Origin of the sequence: Sodalis sp. C49, assembly GCF_046352915.1 — a bacterium.
Lineage (GTDB): Bacteria > Pseudomonadota > Gammaproteobacteria > Enterobacterales > Enterobacteriaceae > Acerihabitans.
In genome coordinates this window covers 2,836,786-2,854,272 of record NZ_CP163303.1, presented here as the reverse complement: position 1 = coordinate 2,854,272, position 17,487 = coordinate 2,836,786, and the positions used below count along the sequence as shown (strand labels likewise).

General features: G+C 53.3%; 20 protein-coding genes. 19 read left to right on the top strand and 1 reads right to left on the bottom strand.

The annotated features are described in order from the left end of the window. The first annotated feature begins 2 nt into the window (after positions 1-2). The 17 genes from ABUK12_RS12970 (at position 3) to ABUK12_RS12890 (ending at position 15,010) form a co-directional block, all read left to right on the top strand. The gene (locus ABUK12_RS12970) at positions 3-260 is read left to right on the top strand and encodes an EscS/YscS/HrcS family type III secretion system export apparatus protein (RefSeq protein ID WP_410012229.1); all 258 of its coding nucleotides are present in this window, start codon (positions 3-5) and stop codon (positions 258-260) included. A gap of 3 nt (positions 261-263) precedes the next feature. Next, positions 264-1,034, top strand: a complete 771-nt coding sequence (gene sctT / locus ABUK12_RS12965) for a type III secretion system export apparatus subunit SctT (protein WP_410012228.1) — start codon at positions 264-266, stop codon at positions 1,032-1,034. A 2-nt stretch (positions 1,035-1,036) separates the two neighbouring features. Beyond that, a complete protein-coding gene (locus ABUK12_RS12960; RefSeq protein ID WP_410012227.1) occupies positions 1,037-2,197 on the top strand; it encodes an EscU/YscU/HrcU family type III secretion system export apparatus switch protein in 1,161 nt (386 codons plus the stop codon). A gap of 183 nt (positions 2,198-2,380) precedes the next feature. Continuing rightward, positions 2,381-2,887: a type III secretion system translocator chaperone SicA gene (sicA, locus tag ABUK12_RS12955; protein ID WP_410012226.1), complete on the top strand. Its 507-nt coding sequence runs from the start codon at positions 2,381-2,383 to the stop codon at positions 2,885-2,887. Next, a complete protein-coding gene (sctE, locus tag ABUK12_RS12950) occupies positions 2,884-4,668 on the top strand; it encodes a type III secretion system translocon subunit SctE (protein WP_410012225.1) in 1,785 nt (594 codons plus the stop codon). The genes sicA and sctE overlap by 4 nt, the downstream gene beginning before the upstream one ends. 17 nt (positions 4,669-4,685) lie before the next feature. Further along, on the top strand, positions 4,686-5,759 hold the full coding sequence (locus ABUK12_RS12945) for a hypothetical protein (RefSeq protein WP_410012224.1): 1,074 nt from the start codon (positions 4,686-4,688) through the stop codon (positions 5,757-5,759). A 49-nt stretch (positions 5,760-5,808) separates the two neighbouring features. Next, positions 5,809-6,846 carry an IpaD/SipD/SspD family type III secretion system needle tip protein gene (locus tag ABUK12_RS12940; RefSeq protein WP_410012223.1) on the top strand — a complete coding sequence of 346 codons (1,038 nt, stop codon included), beginning with the start codon at positions 5,809-5,811 and terminating at the stop codon, positions 6,844-6,846. 19 nt (positions 6,847-6,865) lie between these two features. Further along, entirely contained in the window at positions 6,866-9,058 is a 2,193-nt protein-coding gene (locus tag ABUK12_RS12935) for a hypothetical protein (RefSeq protein ID WP_410012222.1), read from the top strand. Further along, positions 9,048-9,329, top strand: a complete 282-nt coding sequence (locus ABUK12_RS12930) for an acyl carrier protein (RefSeq protein WP_410012221.1) — start codon at positions 9,048-9,050, stop codon at positions 9,327-9,329. The genes ABUK12_RS12935 and ABUK12_RS12930 overlap by 11 nt, the downstream gene beginning before the upstream one ends. 376 nt (positions 9,330-9,705) lie before the next feature. Continuing rightward, on the top strand, positions 9,706-10,908 hold the full coding sequence (locus ABUK12_RS12925; RefSeq protein ID WP_410012220.1) for a PrgH/EprH family type III secretion apparatus protein: 1,203 nt from the start codon (positions 9,706-9,708) through the stop codon (positions 10,906-10,908). A gap of 13 nt (positions 10,909-10,921) precedes the next feature. After that, a complete protein-coding gene (locus ABUK12_RS12920) occupies positions 10,922-11,149 on the top strand; it encodes a hypothetical protein (protein WP_410012219.1) in 228 nt (75 codons plus the stop codon). 170 nt (positions 11,150-11,319) lie between these two features. After that, a complete protein-coding gene (locus ABUK12_RS12915; RefSeq protein WP_410012218.1) occupies positions 11,320-11,604 on the top strand; it encodes a hypothetical protein in 285 nt (94 codons plus the stop codon). Then, positions 11,601-12,359, top strand: a complete 759-nt coding sequence (locus tag ABUK12_RS12910; RefSeq protein WP_410012217.1) for an EscJ/YscJ/HrcJ family type III secretion inner membrane ring protein — start codon at positions 11,601-11,603, stop codon at positions 12,357-12,359. Before ABUK12_RS12915 ends, ABUK12_RS12910 begins: the two co-directional genes overlap by 4 nt. Then, on the top strand, positions 12,337-12,963 hold the full coding sequence (locus ABUK12_RS12905; protein ID WP_410012216.1) for a type III secretion apparatus protein OrgA/MxiK: 627 nt from the start codon (positions 12,337-12,339) through the stop codon (positions 12,961-12,963). The genes ABUK12_RS12910 and ABUK12_RS12905 overlap by 23 nt, the downstream gene beginning before the upstream one ends. Further along, positions 12,905-13,567 (top strand): hypothetical protein, encoded by a 663-nt coding sequence (locus tag ABUK12_RS12900; RefSeq protein ID WP_410012215.1) that lies wholly within the window; start codon positions 12,905-12,907, stop codon positions 13,565-13,567. Before ABUK12_RS12905 ends, ABUK12_RS12900 begins: the two co-directional genes overlap by 59 nt. Before the next feature lie 81 nt (positions 13,568-13,648). Continuing rightward, positions 13,649-14,230 (top strand): hypothetical protein, encoded by a 582-nt coding sequence (locus tag ABUK12_RS12895; protein ID WP_410012214.1) that lies wholly within the window; start codon positions 13,649-13,651, stop codon positions 14,228-14,230. Positions 14,231-14,323: 93 nt separating this feature from the next. Further along, positions 14,324-15,010 carry a GntR family transcriptional regulator gene (locus tag ABUK12_RS12890; protein ID WP_410012213.1) on the top strand — a complete coding sequence of 229 codons (687 nt, stop codon included), beginning with the start codon at positions 14,324-14,326 and terminating at the stop codon, positions 15,008-15,010. A 10-nt stretch (positions 15,011-15,020) separates the two neighbouring features. On the opposite strand, the gene yajD is transcribed toward ABUK12_RS12890, so the two are convergent. Next, the gene (gene yajD, locus ABUK12_RS12885) at positions 15,021-15,362 is read right to left on the bottom strand and encodes an HNH nuclease YajD (protein ID WP_410012212.1); all 342 of its coding nucleotides are present in this window, start codon (positions 15,360-15,362) and stop codon (positions 15,021-15,023) included. Positions 15,363-15,574: 212 nt separating this feature from the next. Between yajD and ABUK12_RS12880 the strand changes: the two genes are divergently transcribed. Together ABUK12_RS12880 and ABUK12_RS12875 are read left to right on the top strand one after the other, a co-directional pair. Further along, positions 15,575-16,144 carry a DedA family protein gene (locus tag ABUK12_RS12880; RefSeq protein ID WP_410012211.1) on the top strand — a complete coding sequence of 190 codons (570 nt, stop codon included), beginning with the start codon at positions 15,575-15,577 and terminating at the stop codon, positions 16,142-16,144. Between the two features lie 171 nt (positions 16,145-16,315). Then, positions 16,316-17,410, top strand: a complete 1,095-nt coding sequence (locus tag ABUK12_RS12875) for a lactonase family protein (protein WP_410012210.1) — start codon at positions 16,316-16,318, stop codon at positions 17,408-17,410. Positions 17,411-17,487 lie beyond the last annotated feature (77 nt).

Below are 17,487 nucleotides of genomic sequence, written 5' to 3'. Positions count from 1 at the left end.
AAATGAATGACGTGGTATTTGCCGGTAATAAAGCCTTGTACCTGGTGCTTATTCTCTCCGCGGGGCCGGTATTGGTGGCAACGGTGGTAGGGCTAATGGTCGGGTTATTACAAACCGTATTACAGCTCCAGGAACAGACATTGCCCTTTGGTATCAAGTTACTGTCCGTTACGCTATGTCTTTTTATTTTGTCAGGCTGGTATGGCGAGACATTGCTCGGTTTTGGCCAAGAAGTGATCAGAATGGCGATGAGCCGCTAGCCTATGAACGATTTGTCTGCATGGCTTGATGTCCAGCATTGGCTCAGTGTCATGATTTTAACCTCCGCCAGGATTATGCCGGTGTTTCTATTATTGCCCTTTTTAACCGGCAATATCGTCAGCGTTAATATCCGCATGCCGGTGGCTATCTTTATCGGCGCTTCGCTGTGGCCTTATTCCCTTGAGCGGATGCCGGTGGAAGAAATCAATTTTTGGGGCGTGCTGGCGCAGGAACTGTTTATTGGTTTGATCCTGGGCGTCCTGTTCGCCCTGCCGTTCTGGATTATGCACGGCGTCGGCTGCGTGATTGACCATCAGCGCGGGGCCACCGTCAGCAGCACCTTTGATCCCATGAGCGGGGTGGATACCTCTGAACTGGCGAATCTGTTTAATCTCTTCGCCGGCGCCCTGTTCCTGGCCGGCGGCGGCATGCTGCTGCTGATGGAAACATTCCAGCAAAGCTATCGGCTCTGCGATCCGCTGCAAACCTGCACCCCGGCGCTAAAACCGGTGCTTGGGATCCTGGGCCATTTAATGACCAGGATTATCATATTGGCGAGCCCGGTGCTGGTCTGCCTGCTGTTATCGGAGGTAATTTTGGGGTTGCTATCGCGTTTTGCGCCGCAAATGAACGCATTTTCCATTTCATTGACGATAAAAAGCCTTATCGCATTTGTGGTGCTGATTCTCTATTTCTCACCCTATTTACCCGACGCTTTCAAAACGCTGGCGCCGCATCCCGGCGTATTGGACATATGGCTGAAACCTGATTAACCATGGCAAACAAAACGGAAAAACCAACGCCGAAAAAGAAAAAAGACGCGGCGAAAAAAGGGCAGACCTTTAAATGCCGCGAGTTGATTATCGCTTGTCTGCTGTTAAGCGGTATCGTCTTCCTTACCAAGACCACCACGCTGGCGCCGTTGCTTGAGGCCTACAGAAATATCATTGCCGGCAACTTCCACATGGATATCAAGGCTTATAGTGCGGCCATTATGCTGCTGGGGCTAAAAATAACCCTGCCTATCGTGCTGGTCTGTCTGCTGGCGTCCGCGCTGCCCACTTTGCTGCAAACCGGATTTATGCTGGCCACCAAGGCGCTGAAAATCAATTTCGGCGCGTTAAATCCCATCAAAGGATTTAAAAAAATCTTCAGCATCAGGACTATTAAAGACGGCATAAAAGCCATCCTGCATCTGGGCTGTTTCATTGCGGCGGCCATCATCTTCTGGCACAACAATAAGCTGCTGATCTTCGCCCAGTTGCACGGCACCGTGGGCGCTATGATCACTATCTGGCGGGAACTGCTGCTGTCGCTGGTCATCACCTGCCTGCTGTGCATTATCCTGGTGTCGATATTGGATGCCCTTGCGGACTATTTCCTGCATATCAAAGAATTAAAAATGGAAAAACACGAGGTTAAACGCGAGTACAAGGAGCAGGAGGGAAATCCGGAGATGAAGCACCGCCGCCGCCAATTGCACCGGGAAATCCTCTCGGAGCAAACCAAGGCCAATATCAAGGATTCCCAGTTTATCCTGGTGAATCCGACGCATATCGCCATCGGCGTGTATTACGATCCGGATGTGGTGCCAGCACCATTTATTTCGATTAAGGAGTCTAATCAGCGGGCATTGGCGGTGCGGGCTTATGCGGAAAAAATCGGCGTGCCGGTGGTGACGGACATCAAGCTGGCAAGGAAGATTTATAAGAGCAACAAGTTGTATTCCTATGTTCATCCAGAAGATTTTGAGAAATTTATCGATATCCTTGTTTGGCTGAAAGAAGTTGAGAACGCTTGGCGCGATGAAACCTTAGCGGTAGGCGCGGAACCTCTTCCCGGCGATATGGTGCCGCCATCCGCCACACCTGCGGCCGCAGTGCCAGGGATTGAGCGGCAACTTAACGAATCGGCGGCGAAAGGAACGGATCAATAAAGAACGCCATGGCACTGGCCCGTCAAGGATCGAACTGATTTGTGCATGGGGTTTTTCCGGTGGCGGAAATGCCACCGCGGCCAAAGCAATATTAATTAAGCGATAATTGAAAGTTTTCCATTCCCCTTAATGTTTCAATCAAATCACCATCATTGTCGGTGATAACAAATTCAGGAGTTATATATGAGTGTTGTTGATAACGTCAGTGAAGACCGCATCGCAGAATTGCTGTGGAATGCGGTAAATAGCGGTATTACGTTAAAAGAAGTGCATGATATACCTCAGGTAATGATGGAGGGTTTATACACGCATGCCTATGATTTTTACAACAAAGGGCAGTTGGATGAAGCGGCTACCTTCTTCCGTTTCCTGTGTATCTATGATTTCTATAATCCGGATTATTACATGGGGCTCGGCGCGGTATATCAGCTTAAAAAAGAATTTCAAAAAGCAGCGGATATTTATGCCGTGGCTTTTTCACTGGCGGAAAATGATTATCGCCCGGTGTTTTACAGTGGACAGTGTCAATTAATGTTGAGCAAGGCCAACAAAGCCAGGCAATGCTTTGAACTTGTTATTGAACAATCCCACGACGCGATGTTAAAAAAACGCGCCGAGGTTTATATAAATAACTTGAAATGCCCCATGGACGAACAAAAAGACCCCTCTCAAAGCGAGGATATAACATGACGCAATTCCACGGAATTTTAAATGGATTAAGTGCCATGCCTAATGTCAATAATCGTCTTGACGCCATCGAGAATACCGGTGCTCAAGATAATAATATTAATACACCCTTATCGCGGGAACAGACTCTGACGCTGAATGCTCAGTCACGCCAGGCGACGGAAGCGCTGTTAGCGACCATCAGCGCCAGCAGCGATTTGCAAGCGAATATGCCCGCCGCACAGGCGACCGCGGCTGACCTTCCATTAGCGGCCCCATCCGGTAACGTGCAAACCTCGAACAATAACCGGATATCTTTGCAAGAGATATTCAATACCGTTAAGGAATTATTGGTCGATGTATCGCTGGGGAAACTGGCCGATCGACTGACGCTATTGCTATCGCAAAAAGCGGCATTTGACCTTTTCAATTCTGCTCTGTCAGCGGAATATCAACAGGCAATTGAAGCGAGTCAAATTGCGCTGGATACTGCCGAAGCGGATAGGATTGCGCTGCAAAATGCTGAAAATGAACTGGCGGAAAAGCAACGGGCGCTAGATCGGGCAAACGTGGCGCTGAGTCAATTGTCACCTGAGGATGAAGGCTTCGCGACGGCACAGCAATCCGTGCGCGAGGCGCAGGATGAACTTAACCAGGCCTCTGCGCAACGGGACTTGGCGCAAAGTAAGATGGCTTCGTCTTATCAGGCCGCCAGGGAAAGCATTACAAAGCTGGACGATATATATAACCAAGGCAAAAACGCGAATGCGCTTCCATTGGATGCGACTGAAGTGGATAGCGCTATAAACCGCTTATTAGCGTTAATGAACACATTTAACAAGTTGGTGCAAAAGAACCGCCAGCGGGCATTGGAGGAGGATTCCGCGCTATTCAGGCGCATGCAGGAAAGCCTGCATGTCGAAATGAAACATAAAGCCGCTAAAGCCGCCGAGGATATGCGTAAGTCCGAAGCATTGAATAAGACCATGGGGTGCGTAGGTAAAATTCTCGGCGCGCTTATTACCGCCATCAGCGTAGTGGCGGCGGTTTTCACCGGCGGCGCCAGCCTGGCCCTGGCGGCGGTGGGATTGGCTTTGATAGCGGCGGACGCGATAGGCAAGGCTATCACCGGCGTATCCTTCCTGGAACAGGCTATGCGACCGCTGATGGAAGGGATTATCCAGCCGTTGATAAGCATGCTGTCCAAGGCTATTACCAACCTGCTCGCAAAGCTGGGCGTCGATGCCAACACCGCGGCCATGGTGGGAGCGATTGTCGGCGCTTTGGTTGCTGCGGCGCTCATCGTAGCCGTTATGGTGCTGGGTAAATCCGCCGGCGGTAAAATCGCCTCTTCCGCGCTGGGTAAAATGATAGCCGAAGCCATCAAGAAATTGGTGCCCGATGTGTTGAAAAATCTGGGCAGGCAAACCAGTGCCGCCATTACCGATAGCTTTAAGCGATTGATGGATAAGCTGTCTTTAAAAACCGATCGGCTGTCGAAGGCGACCTTCGCCAATCGGCTGGAAAAGCTTAACAATACCGTGACCTATGGTTCAAGCATGTTTCAATCGGTCGGCTCGATACGCCAGGGCGTCATTCAAAAAAGATTGGCGGAAACATTGGCTGCCTACGGTCTGTTACTTGCGGAAGATAAGCAATGGAAAAAAATGCTGCTGGAAGCCATAGATTATTTTAAAGGGGATATGGAATTAGTCCAGCAACAATTCAGAGAGATGTCCAGCCGCCAGGCTCAAACATATTCAAATACCTTGAGTTTGTTTAGTAATAACAGTCTTTCGGCTTAATTAACAGGAGTAATGCCATGAACGATATAACCCATAACAGCGGAATCAATTTCCATCAGGAAAATATACTGAACACCTCGACGGTAACAGAGCCTGTTGAAGACCGTCGAAAAAACTCATCCGTCTCTTTGACGCCAGAGGCATTGGATATTGCCGCGAGTATTTTCGGTAATAAACTATTATCAGACGGATCACAAATTGTGAATTTACGCCGCCCCGATTCAACGGTCGAACCCGTGACCATCGCAACAATGGAAAAGATGATTAAGACCGGATTAAATCTGATGCCCGCGACGCCGGAGAAAATAATCGCGTCAAGTCATGAGGGTAACAATGATGTCACTATCCATAAGCTGAGTGGTCAAAAACGGATTGAGGCATTACTCGTGGCTTTCAAAGCCCTAAGTGAAGGGAAAGCCGTTAGTAATGGTGAGGTGGCGAGATTGGCGCTACTGGAAAATGAATCGGTAAAAAGCGCCGCCGCAGCGAAGATTAAACAGGGTATGGACGCGTTTACAGGAGGGATGAGCCAAGGCGTAATCGGCGGCGTGATGGCGACAGGCGTGTATAGGAAACAAACCAAAGCGAATAATATGGATCTCGCGACCATAAAACATGATAAAACCGCCCTTATCAAAAAACAGGGAGACCTGAATATTGCCACGATGAAAAGCACGCAGGGCAATATCGATTTGCAGCAGAGGCAGGCAGGACAAATCAGCTCCCAGCATCAATCGCATTTAGATGAGGCGGCTAAGCGGCGTTTAGAACGCGATATTGCAGCCACACAGCATGATATCGAGCTTAAGGACAATAAGACCGCCGCCATCCGGAATGAAGCAAATATGGCTATGGCGGCAGGCCAGCAGTTGCCGGGCTTTATCAATGGCATGACCCAAATGAATCAAGCACACCATGGCGCCGAGGAGTTCCTCAACACGCACTATGCCCAATCGTTCTCCTCTATGTCTGAAACGGCCAGGGCCAATGTTAAAGAACTGGCGGATGCCATGCAGTCGATTCTGGAACAGGTCAAAAAAGTACTGCAAGACAATGTCGCCACACTTGGCCAATTGGCCAGCCGCGCTTAATCTTTCACAGGCGCCGTCTGTAAATTCAGCACGGCGCGAGGCAATCTCTATGACTAGCATCTCTCAATATACTTTACCTCCCCACGGTTTAAATAAGCCTGACTTATCGCCCGCCTCTTTAGATACCTCTCGGGAACACCTCATGAGGACCCAGGCAATAAATGACGGCGAAAGAAGCTCTGGCCCGCCACGAAGTTTAATGAATGTATTTCATTGTCTCGACAAAGTAACAGATAATACGGAGCAGCTGGCAAAGCTCCTTGACGCGCCGAATGCACCAGCACACCAAACGTTGGCTGAGCAATTACCCGCCGCGATGCTGCTTATGCGTGATGCCATGGCTAATATCAAGAGTAGCAGCGCCTTATTCGACAATGATCCGGAACTCAACACTCTTAAGAGAAACACTCCTGAACTGGCTGATTTATTGGATAAAGGCCACACGTTAACGTCTACCGAGGACAAGACCAATCCCTGGCTAAGCGGTATGGGGCTGGTGGAAGACTATGTTGCTTATTATCGTACCTATGAAACCGGGACAACGCGCAACACTAATTTTTTTAGCGCCTTCAATGAATTTTTGAAAGTGAAGAGCAAATACCTGGATGTCCGCACGGATGATAAAGGCAATCAATTCATGTACTTCAAACCTGGAATTGAAGCTGAATTGACAGCATTAATCGAAAAATATACCAAAACGGAAGCTGGGATTCTATTTCCTGTTTCCGGGGTCGCCAGTGAAGCGGAGGCGAAATCATGGGCGGAGGAATGGGGATTGGATCCCACATGCGTAAAGCCTAGCGGTAGCGGTTATGTCGTTAGGGTCGATATCTCGCCCCTGCAGTCCATACTTGCGCTTTTCAAAGAAAAAATAGACGAGGGCGGGGGTAAATTTAAAGAGTTGAACTCTATAGAATATAATGCATTTGACAGCGCTTTTAATGGGCTGGCGGAAAAATTAAAAAACCAGGTGCAAATATTCATGACCAAACTGAGTGATACCCTCGGGAGGGTTGAAACTTGGACAAAACAGGTCAATACCTGGATTGAACAGAAAAAAGATCTTCTGATGCGCCTTTTTTCATAATAATAGAGGGATAACATTGATGATAACGAATTCAATAATTCATATCCCTAATGTGGGAATTATACAGCCAGGACCTGCGGGCAATAAAACGGCTAAACACCAACGTGTCCCGGTAAATTTACGGAATGTTCCTTTACGGGTTAATTCCGCCGGCAGGCGGCGTAGCGGGTCTGGGCAGAACACTGCGCCGGAAGAGGCCACGGTCGAGAACTGCCTGAGTGCGCACGAGCGGGCATCGGTAAAGCCGTGTATCAATATTAACGATTTTGAGCGGCAATACCGGCAAAATAGTATGAATGCCCTATTTACCTGCGCCGGGGACCAACGTGAAACATTGGCGCAGCTGTTTCAGAATTCGCGTAGTTTACTGGTCCTAAGCCATCTGGAGCATATTGCCAACGCCCATTTTCTTGCCAGGCAGCTCGGCCCTACCGAAGAATCGGCCGCGAAACTGGACGGCATCATGCATGAATTGACCGACATGATGTTAAAAGATGGACTGGGTGAAAAGTCGGTATTCGGCGGCTACCGTCCTGAGCGGGAAGCGGCCTGCTTACGCCGCCAGAGCCTTGAGGAAGAGCTGGCCTCATTGCTCAACGCAATTCAGGGCGAAGGCGGCGCCGAAGCGGGGGCGCGGTTCATCAATGAAAAAATCAAGCCGTTTGTGGTCGACTATATCGTACAAGAAACGGGGAGCGATGGCGACGTGGTGCAAAAAGAACACATTGCGCAGCTCGTCGAGAAAAACGCCTATCAATGTTTTCAGGATATCCGCGCAGGTATTCAGACTTATCAGGCTTCATCGCTGGAAAAAATCTTTCGTGATACGGATATGATATTAAAGCTGCCCAATTTACTGGCCGCTTTAAATCTCTATAAGGATCATCCGCCGCCATTAAGGACAGGACTGCGAAGCGATGCGGAACAGCAGACAGAAGCCACTCAGCAAAATGATCAGTCCGACAGTACCGATAAGACCGGCGCTACGCAAAAAAACCGGTTAATGCCCAGCGTCGAATTTAACATTAAATATGCGCCGAGAATAACTATTGACGCGTCGGTAAAAATAAACTGGCCGCCAGGAACAGAAAAGAAAGAGGCTGGTAAAACGCAGTCGGTTGATGTGCGGGACAACTTGCAGGATATTTTCGAGCAGCTTAATCAAGCGCCCGATGCCGAAACGCGGGCCGACGTCGGCAGCCCGCCCTCTTTCGCCAAAACACATAGGCCCGCAGCCCGGGGCAGTCATTACGCGCAGGCGGCATTACACGCCGAACTTATCAGCAGCCGAATCCACCCACCTGAGCATAAGCAGAGTATTTTTTCCCAGCCGTTATCGCCCGGCGTAGGACAAAATAACGATCGCTCGCCCGCGAAAAGGGGTGTGACCGTGCAGGAGCCTGCCAACGTCCTGATGAATCCGGGTGCCGAAAAGATATCTTTTACGGCGACGACAATCCAGACCCCGCCCAAGGGGACGGCGCATGGCATTTTCCCGGTCCAGGATAGGGCGCAAGCCGATAAATCCGGCGCGCTATATGCTGCGGCGAAAGAGGTGGCCGAAGCGTTGGGGAATCTTTGGGAGTCTATCCCTGAGTCCGCGTCTTCCTTGTATGCCAATCCGGCACCGGGGAATGGCCGGCCTGATGAGGGCGCCATTTCTGACCTTTATGATAGGGCTCGCAAAAGGGGCGCGGCGCAAAAGGTAACCACTCATGCTGTTTTCGCCGGCCAGGATGCGCCGCAATCCGCTGAGTCCTCCGCGAATAACCTGACCGCGGAAATTCTGCGCCATGCACGGGAAAATCTCACCCCCATTCCGGCCCCAGCCGCTCAATCCACTAAGTCTAGCCCTATGGCGGCCTACCTGATTGAGGCGCGCAACCAACTGAAAGCCACGGTAACCCGGTCCGCCTCCGCCTCCGCCTCCGTGCCGGCGCCGGAGAATGGCCGGATGAAAACAGACGCCCCATCGGTTATCCTGTCCCATCAGGGTGCCCGGCAAGCCAATCATCCCAAGAACGATCATCAGGCGGCGCAGTTTGCTCCGTTAAACCACGATCGCGTAAACCTGGCCGCCGCAAGGGCCGGTTTGAGCAGCACAGGTTATATGCCTCCTTTACGTCAGGCGCAAGTCAATGCTGGCCCCGGCTCATCCACCCCTGTCCCGGCGACCCGAATTAACAAGGGGAAATTTGCTGATGACGAATAATTTGATAACGGGTGTAGCCGTTCCCACCGGCGGTGAATCGCTGCAGCGCGAGCTTTACGCCATGCTGGCCTACCGTTTGGGCCGCAAAGAGTCTGACATTGCCGGCCACCTTAATTTGGCGGCGGAGCTGTATGTCGATTCGCTTGATCTCATGGAAATTGAGATTGGGATAGCGGAAACCTTCGGCGTTGAACTTACAGAAACTGAGTTATTATCAATACGGACGGTTGACGATCTTCAGCGTATCGTCGTCGCAGCGCTTTATGCGTAGCCTCTCACTAAAAACCCCGCGTTAATAAATGATTCATTAACGGGGGTATTTCCAGTAAATAAGACATGTTAACGGCCCTATTCTAATCCGGCGAGTAAAGACTGCTGGCGTTGTTGCGCGTGTAATGTAAATACTGTAAAGTTCTATTTTCGCCATGCCGTGAAATAAGCCATGCTTTTCCATCCCACAGTGTGATCGTAAATAATCAGGGATGGAATTATTTGAAATAATATAGTTAAATAATTCGTTAGGGAATAAATGATTAAATATCTCAGTTTTGATGGATAATTTATCATTTTTTCATCATGAAGTCACCGGCCGCGAGGCGGTAGACTCTTTAGCATGACGAACCCTAGAGTATAAAGAATATTTTACCATGCAAACAGAACAAGGTAAAACAGACCGCCCGGAGAGTGTGGCCATTGTCAGGCTGCTCAATGGTAGTTTGAAGGGTTGCGAATATCCTTTATCCGCGCGGAAAACATTATTTATCGCAGCGGACTGCGGCGCGCTGGAATACGCCGGCGCGTCCCCCTCATTCCCTGAAGACTGCGTGCTGGTCCCCACCGAAGGCGGCGGGGTGAATTTTGAAATTATCCGCACCGACGGCCCGGAACATGGCATTTTGCTGCGCAGGCTGGACAACGACGGCGCGGATGATGTTCCGCTGGCATCCAATCACCCCGTTACCGTGGGCGCGCTGGCGCTGGCGGTAAGGACCGCCGGTGAAACCTGGTCGGAAGACGTCCTGAACTACCGGGCGGGCACGCCGGACATGCCGTCCGCGGTCCCGGCGACAATAAGCAGCAGGCCCGGCAAGCGGGGCATGGCCCTTCTGGCCATCGCGGTTGCCGCCGCCCTGGCGCTGGCGTACCTCTTAACGACGCCGGATGCGCAGCAGCGTGAAATTATCGCCCTGACACAGCAATTTGGCGCTGAACCCGGCAAGTATCAAATATTCCCGGGCCGCGACGGCGTGATGTATGTGCTGGCGGATAATGAGCGCGATGCGGCCTGGGGACGTCAATCCCTGGTGCGTATAAAATCGTCGCAGGCGATAAAAATCAATAGTGAGGATGAGGAAAAACAGCGTATCGAGCGCTGGCTGGGGCAAAATTTCCCCGCTTTAAATCTTCATCAATTGCAATTTGACCGACCGGCGGCGCCGGTACTGTTAGTAAGCAAACAGCGCGGTCAATTGACTGAAACGCAGCGCGACGCTATCAGCAAGGGGTTAATGCGTCTTCTGCCCTATGCTGAAGCTGTCCATTTTGCCGACGTAGACGATGACACCGTGGCACGGCAGGCCGAGGAGGGGATAAAAAAACTGGCGGTGAACTACACCAGAATCGATAACCAGGATAGCGTAATCTTTGTTATTAATGGCGCCATCGACGACGGTGAGCTGCAACGCATCCGTTTCTTTGTCGAGCAATATGCCAGGCAATGGAATGGCAACTATGTCCAATTCGCCATTGAGCTAAAAGACGATTGGCTTAAGGGTAAATCATTCAAATACGGCCATCAGGGCTTTGTGAAAATGACACCCGGACACTGGTATTTCCCTAACATTAAATGAAGAGGATTTTTTTATGAGTACAATCACTGATATTTATTCACGTAATTCAACGGGAGTGAGTGACAAAATGTCAGCCGCGGCAACGGCTCAGCAAGACCTTGAAGCGAATCCCACTGACGAAGCGTTGATATTAAGAGCCAATGGCACCAAGGCGGATTTGTCGACCTTTGTGACCATGTTAAATCAAGCCATGACCCAAAAAAGGGATCTTATTATGGGATTATTAAATGGCGCCAAATAATCGCCGTCTGCATAACGGATTTTATGACCGGCCGGCCATTCTGGCTTGAAAAAGGGTAAGCAGGGACGCTTAGCATGTGAATTTTATTCTTATGCTGCACGATTTTCCGGATTCACACGAAGCCTCATTGTATTTATTAAGCGTAATTATCAAATTAACCAAGGTGCAACATGAACGAAATTGCCAAAATCGGCCCGCCTCACAGCGTTATTCCGGTCATGCATGACGATGCGGTGGAATCCCTCTCTTTCCTGGCATCGAAAGCGGCCGCCACGGCGGTTGACGCCACACAGGCCCGCAACGAGCTGGATAAACCTTTTACCAAGGACATATCGGCGGAGGCGATGCTGCGAAGAAATGCGCTGAGCTCAGATTTTCAGTTGACGATGAACTGGGTCAGTTCACTGGTAAATAAAGGCGTCAACGTCGTGCGCAGCGTGTTGAGTGGACAATGATGTTAAGACCGATATTTTGTGCCGCCCTGCTGGCGCTCTCACTTACCGCCTGCAACGACGAGCCATTGCTTAAAGGCCTGGATCAACAGCAGGCCAATGAAGTGATAGCCACTTTGCAGCGCAATAATATCCAGGCCTCCAAGGCCGATAAAGGCAAGACCGGCTATAGCGTCGGCGTGGGCAAAGCCGATATTCCGGCGGCGGTGGATTTGCTGCGCAGGCATGATTTGCCGTCGCAGCCGCGCATGGAAATTTCCCGGCTGTTCCCCAGCGACTCGCTGGTGTCGTCGCCGCGGGCGGAAAAGGCGCGGCTTTACTCGGCCATCGAACAGCGTCTGGAACAATCATTGCAGACCATGGACGGCGTGCTGTCGGCCCGGGTGCATGTCAGTTACGACATCGACTCGGGCGACACCGGCAGGGCGCCGGCGCCGATGCACATTTCAACCCTGGTGGCCTATCAAAGCGACGTCGACCCAACCCTGATGATAAGCGATATCAAGCGGTTTTTGAAAAACAGCTTCAACCAGGTGGATTACGACAATATTTCCGTGGTGCTCTCCAAACAGGGGCCGCTGCAGCATTATGCGCCGGTAGCGGTCCAGGCGGACGGTTCCGGTCATTTTCTCCGCTTTGCTCCCGCCGCCGGCGTGGCGCTGGCGGTCGCCGTGGCGGGACTGGCCTGGTACCGGCGCCGTGAAAAAGCCTCAGTGAAGCAGGAGACAGACGCTCATGAAGAGCATCGCGCCGCTTGATGCCATACTCTACGATCCGCTGTCATGGCTGCATCCGCGGCGCCTGCCGCTGCCGCCGGCGTTAAACGGCGCCAGGGCGCGCTCGATAATCAACGGCATCCTTATCCAGGCCCATGATTGGTCGGTGGATTGCCCGCCGGCCGCCGTTGACGGACCGGCGGCGTTGTTTATCCGCCACTGGCGCCTTATGCCGCAGGCGGCATTGTTGATAGCCGCGCAGCGCCATCGGGCCTCCCTCGCCCGGCAGGGGGGGCTGTTACAGCTGCCGTCCTGGGTGCGGCAATTCGCCGGACTGGCGATTGTCGATTCTTATGGCGACGATATGCCGGTGGCGATACCGGCCGCCTTAATCGCGCGGGGAAGAGGCGAACTGCTGGCGTTCGGCGCGCAATTGCCGCTAGCCATCCGGCAGCGCATCTCCCTGTTATTCTCACCCGAGCTGGATCGGGAAACGGGCGGTGAACCCCGCCCCGCCCCGAGCCCGCTTTTGATAAAACTGGCTTTCCAACATGCCGAAAAATATTCCACTACGCCGGATGCCGCCGATGTCGGGCGGTGTATTGATCAAGAGCCGGCAGCTGGCGCGCCAACGCGAGGCGCTTGATATCGTCAGTGAAGCGCGCCGTCAGGCGCGCACTCTGGTTAAGCAGGCGCAGGCCGAGGCCGGACAGCTGCGCCAGCAGGGATTCCGGGAAGGGTACCAGGACGGCATGGCGACCTCGGCCGCCGCGGTGGCCGACTATTTATCGCAGGCGCAACGTCTCGAGGCCGAATTGCAATGTCAGGTTAACGCGCGCGCGCGCCAGTTATTGTCCATGGCGCTGGATCACCCGGATACCGTGCTGGCGCTGGTGGATGAATGGCTGGCGTCATTGCCCGAGGCGACAGCGGCCGAACCGATGATCTTGCTGCTGCCGGAAGCGGCGCGAAGATCCCATGCCCTGCTTAGGCAGCGCATCGACGCGGCAGTTCCGGGTGCCGGCCAGATTGAATATCATCGGGAGAACCGCGTCGTGATGAAGTATGGCCATCAGGTAGCCGAGTTCGCCCCCGAAGCGTTTTTAACCGAGGGCGTGCGGCGACTGGGCGGTTTTAACGCTATGGCGCAAGAGTGCCGCCGCCTTACCCAGGCCGGCCTGCGGCGCCTGCATGAGGTATTTTTGCAGCATCATGCCGTGGGCGGCGCGCACCCGGAGAAAAGTGGCTGAACTGTGATCGGCGCGCTAAAGGTATTTGGCCGTTAGGTTACAATTTACCCTGTTTCGCTATCATCAAATAATGAGCATAAGATGAAACCAACAATAATGATAACGATGGTGCTGGCGCTGCTGGCCTCCGGCTGCGCCACCTCCCCCCGCCCAGGCGCGCCGGGCAAGTCGGCGCAGAGCGCCTATCTGGCGCAGGTAGCCAGCCCGGGCTGCCTGGGTGCCTCCGCCATCAATCCCACCCTTACGCCGCCGGTTTTGTATCAGGGGATGGTCAGCTGTATTAAAACGGGACGACAAGCCGACGCGGTATTTTTATTCGCCATGGCCGGCACCTACTCCTATTTCGACGCGCTGCGCCTCGACACCGACGCCGCCAGGCAGGCGCACTCCTCCATGCTGGGCGAGGCGTTGAAAATGATCAACGCCAACCAGCAGCAGCTGTTTTGGCAATCCGCCAACGGCACATTAGGCAACAGACAGCAGCTTGCCGCCCTGTGCCGGCAGGTCGACGCCATCGGCAAGCCGGTGTATTTCCCGCAGTACGTTATGCAGCCCACGGGCGCGGGAGCGGGGGCGGCGATGCCGACCAACACCGACCCCTTATGGAAAACCGCCATGAACGGTTATCTGCACTGCGCGACGGATGTGATGAGTATCCGTTAAGTGGCGGCCCCTGGCGCAGGCGCCTATGGCTATTGCCATGGCGGAGCATGTACTATATCCGCCATGATAAATAAACAGGGTTAATTTCCCCGCATGGATACACCGTTACCGTTTAATAACAACGAGCCGGTAAATCAACAAATTTATCGCCTGCTGCGCAAGGATATCGTCGAGTGTGTCATTGAGCCGGGCAAGCTGTTATCGGAAAAGGACATCGCCGCCCGTTTCACCGTGTCGCGCCAGCCGGTAAGGGAAGCGTTTATTAAACTGGCCGAAGCGGGGCTGGTGCAGATCCTGCCCCAGCGCGGCACTTTTGTGATGCGGATTTCCGCCAAACGGGTGGCGGACGCGCGTTTTCTCCGCCAGGCCATGGAATGCGCCATCGTACGCCGCGCCGCGCTTAATATTACCGAACGTCAAATCATGCTGCTTGAGCATAATTTGCATCGTCAGGAATTGGCGGCGCAAAATCAGCAGGCGCGGGAATTTTTCGGCCTCGACGATGATTTCCACCGGTTGCTGACGGAAATAGCCGATTGTCCGCTGGCCTGGGATATTATTGAATCCATTAAGGCCACCATGGATCGGGTGCGTTTTCTCAGCCTGGGCCAGGTCTCGCCGCCGCAGGGGTTAATCAGCCAGCATTACAAAATCTTCAACGGCGTCAAGGCGCGCGATGCCGATGCCGCCGAGCAGGCTATGCGCGATCATCTCCAGGAGCTGATCTTTTCCATTACGCCGATTTCGCGGCAGAACCGCGATTGGTTCGATGAGAAATGAGCATCAGAGATTATTTTTTCATCAAGGACTTTAAATTGGCAAAAGGATTGTGGGTTGCCACGCCCATGTCTTTTTGCGCATCCTCGCCCGCGATCACCGTCGAGCCATACAGATCCGCTTCGGTATATTTGGAATGCTCATGATCGTGGCAATACAGGCAGAGCATTTCCCAATTGCTGCCGTCCTCGGGATTATTGCTGTGATCGTGATCGATATGATGCACCGTCAGCTCGCGCAGGTTGGAATAGACAAACTCCCGCGAGCAGCGGCCGCAGACCCAGGGAAATAGCTTCAGCGCTTTTTCGCGATAGCCGGTTTCAAGCCTGGCGTAGTTTTTTGGAATAAAAGCCATAAGGAACCTGTTTTTATCGGGATAGGGGACACAGGCTATTTTAAACCCAAAACGGTCTCCCGGGCTACGTATTAACCTACGGCGCGCCAAGAGGGCGGACGGGTCCCGTCAATCCTGGTCGTGGCAGGCGGCGATAAGGTCTATGCTTAAGAAACGTTACCTGAATCGACAGGATCGCCTGACATTTTTAAGCTGAAGGGACGCTGACGCCAATGGATATCACGCATTTTATTTCCGTCTACGGTTATTGGGCGCTGTTTATCGGCTGCCTGGCGGAGGGCGAAACGGTCACGTTGCTGGGCGGCGTGGCGGCGCATGAGGGCCTGTTGCATTATCCGGCGGCGGTGGCGGTGGCCGCCCTGGGCGGCAGCGTGGGTGATCTGGCGTTGTATTTTATCGGTCGCCGGTTCGGTAAGCGGGTATTGCGCCGGTTTAAAAAAGCCCAGCCGAATATCGCCCGGGCCAATCAGTTAATTTTGAAATATCCGCTGTGGTTTGTGGTGGGCGTGCGTTTTATGTATGGCTTTCGCCTGATCGGACCGCTGATGATTGGGGCCAGCAGGCTCGATCCGAAAAAATTTATTCCCCTCAATATCCTCGGCTCTGTTCTCTGGGCGCTGATTTTTGTCAGCCTGGGTTATGCGGGCGGCAGGATTATCGCGCCATGGTTGCAGAAGGTGGATCATCACCTGAAATACCTGTTTTTGCTGGCGGCGCTGCTGGCGCTGTTTTGGCTGCTGCCGCGGTTGATTCGTTACCTGCGCCGGCGCCGGGGAGCCTAGCGCCGGACCGGCGGTGGGCGATTATGTGATTCATTTCTCATCAGGTTATTCACCTGCCCAAAAATTCCGCCGCGCCGTGGATAAATCCTGTGCGGCCGACAGCTGTCGCCGGAATAGGGGTTATTTATACTTATTTTCCATAAATAAAATAATCAATGGATTAATATAATAATGAAAATAACCTGTAACCGACGTACCCCATTCAGCCTGCTGCTGCTGGCGGCATTAACGACCACCTTGGCCGGCGCCGCCCATGCCGCGACCTATGCCTATGTTTCCAACGCCGACAGCGCCGATATCTCCGTCTTTAGCCTGAACGAGGCCGACGGCGCGCTCACGCCGGTGCAAACCCTGGCGGTGGGCGGCACCGTAATGCCCCTGGCATTGTCCCCCGATAAACAGCATCTGTATGCCGGGCTGCGCTCCAAACCCTATCAGGTACTGAGCCTGGCCATTAATCCGGCCGACGGCCGCCTGACCCAGCGCCAGGCGGCGCCGCTGGCGGAAAGCATGGCTTATATTGCCACCGACCGCACCGGCCGCTGGCTGTTTTCCGCGTCTTATGGCGGCAACCTGCTGGCGGTTAACGCCATCAATCAGGACGGCCTGGCGGGGGATGTCCGGCAGATTATCAAGACCGGTCCCATGGCGCACGCCATCAGGAGCGCGCCGGATAATCGCTATGTATTCGCCTCGGTGCTGGGCGCCGACGCCTGGCTGCGCCTGCGGCTGGACGCCAAGACCGGGCAGCTGACCCAGGACCAGGCGCCCGCCTATACGCTGCCGGCCAAATCCGGTCCCCGCCATTTTGTCTTTTCACCGGATAAACGGTTTACCTATCTTATCGATGAACTGGACGGCAAACTGCATGTGCTGGCGTTCAACCAGAACAACGACCGGGTGAAACCGGTGCAGACGATATCGATCCTGCCGGCGGATTTCAGCGGCGATAAACCCTGGGGCGCGGACCTGCATTTAACCCCCGACGGCCATTTCCTGTTTGCCTCCGAGCGGACGTCAAGCACCCTGGCGGCTTACCGCGTGGATAAAAAATCAGGCCGGCTCACCCGCATAGGAACCTGGCCTACCGAAAAGCAGCCGCGCGGGTTCAATATCGATCCCTCGGGTCAGTATTTGCTGGCGGTGGGGCAGTTGTCGCCGCAGATGAGCGTCTATCGCATTGATAAAGCGAGCGGCGCGCTGGAAAGCCTTGGCCGGTACCCGGTGGGCAAAGGGGCCAACTGGATTGAAATGGTGAAATACTGATCGGCGGGACATGACGCCGCCTGGGGGAACTCTCCCCCGGCAGGCGCGATAATAAAGAAGTGCGCCGGCCCCACCCC

What these genes read in the sequence shown, in the direction of transcription:
- ABUK12_RS12970 (WP_410012229.1), top strand. Translation starts at nt 3, where the DNA reads ATGAATGACGTGGTATTTGCCGGTAATAAAGCCTTGTACCTGGTGCTT.
- sctT (WP_410012228.1), top strand. Translation starts at nt 264, where the DNA reads ATGAACGATTTGTCTGCATGGCTTGATGTCCAGCATTGGCTCAGTGTC.
- ABUK12_RS12960 (WP_410012227.1), top strand. Translation starts at nt 1,037, where the DNA reads ATGGCAAACAAAACGGAAAAACCAACGCCGAAAAAGAAAAAAGACGCG.
- sicA (WP_410012226.1), top strand. Translation starts at nt 2,381, where the DNA reads ATGAGTGTTGTTGATAACGTCAGTGAAGACCGCATCGCAGAATTGCTG.
- sctE (WP_410012225.1), top strand. Translation starts at nt 2,884, where the DNA reads ATGACGCAATTCCACGGAATTTTAAATGGATTAAGTGCCATGCCTAAT.
- ABUK12_RS12945 (WP_410012224.1), top strand. Translation starts at nt 4,686, where the DNA reads ATGAACGATATAACCCATAACAGCGGAATCAATTTCCATCAGGAAAAT.
- ABUK12_RS12940 (WP_410012223.1), top strand. Translation starts at nt 5,809, where the DNA reads ATGACTAGCATCTCTCAATATACTTTACCTCCCCACGGTTTAAATAAG.
- ABUK12_RS12935 (WP_410012222.1), top strand. Translation starts at nt 6,866, where the DNA reads ATGATAACGAATTCAATAATTCATATCCCTAATGTGGGAATTATACAG.
- ABUK12_RS12930 (WP_410012221.1), top strand. Translation starts at nt 9,048, where the DNA reads ATGACGAATAATTTGATAACGGGTGTAGCCGTTCCCACCGGCGGTGAA.
- ABUK12_RS12925 (WP_410012220.1), top strand. Translation starts at nt 9,706, where the DNA reads ATGCAAACAGAACAAGGTAAAACAGACCGCCCGGAGAGTGTGGCCATT.
- ABUK12_RS12920 (WP_410012219.1), top strand. Translation starts at nt 10,922, where the DNA reads ATGAGTACAATCACTGATATTTATTCACGTAATTCAACGGGAGTGAGT.
- ABUK12_RS12915 (WP_410012218.1), top strand. Translation starts at nt 11,320, where the DNA reads ATGAACGAAATTGCCAAAATCGGCCCGCCTCACAGCGTTATTCCGGTC.
- ABUK12_RS12910 (WP_410012217.1), top strand. Translation starts at nt 11,601, where the DNA reads ATGATGTTAAGACCGATATTTTGTGCCGCCCTGCTGGCGCTCTCACTT.
- ABUK12_RS12905 (WP_410012216.1), top strand. Translation starts at nt 12,337, where the DNA reads ATGAAGAGCATCGCGCCGCTTGATGCCATACTCTACGATCCGCTGTCA.
- ABUK12_RS12900 (WP_410012215.1), top strand. Translation starts at nt 12,905, where the DNA reads ATGTCGGGCGGTGTATTGATCAAGAGCCGGCAGCTGGCGCGCCAACGC.
- ABUK12_RS12895 (WP_410012214.1), top strand. Translation starts at nt 13,649, where the DNA reads ATGAAACCAACAATAATGATAACGATGGTGCTGGCGCTGCTGGCCTCC.
- ABUK12_RS12890 (WP_410012213.1), top strand. Translation starts at nt 14,324, where the DNA reads ATGGATACACCGTTACCGTTTAATAACAACGAGCCGGTAAATCAACAA.
- yajD (WP_410012212.1), bottom strand. Translation starts at nt 15,362, where the DNA reads ATGGCTTTTATTCCAAAAAACTACGCCAGGCTTGAAACCGGCTATCGC.
- ABUK12_RS12880 (WP_410012211.1), top strand. Translation starts at nt 15,575, where the DNA reads ATGGATATCACGCATTTTATTTCCGTCTACGGTTATTGGGCGCTGTTT.
- ABUK12_RS12875 (WP_410012210.1), top strand. Translation starts at nt 16,316, where the DNA reads ATGAAAATAACCTGTAACCGACGTACCCCATTCAGCCTGCTGCTGCTG.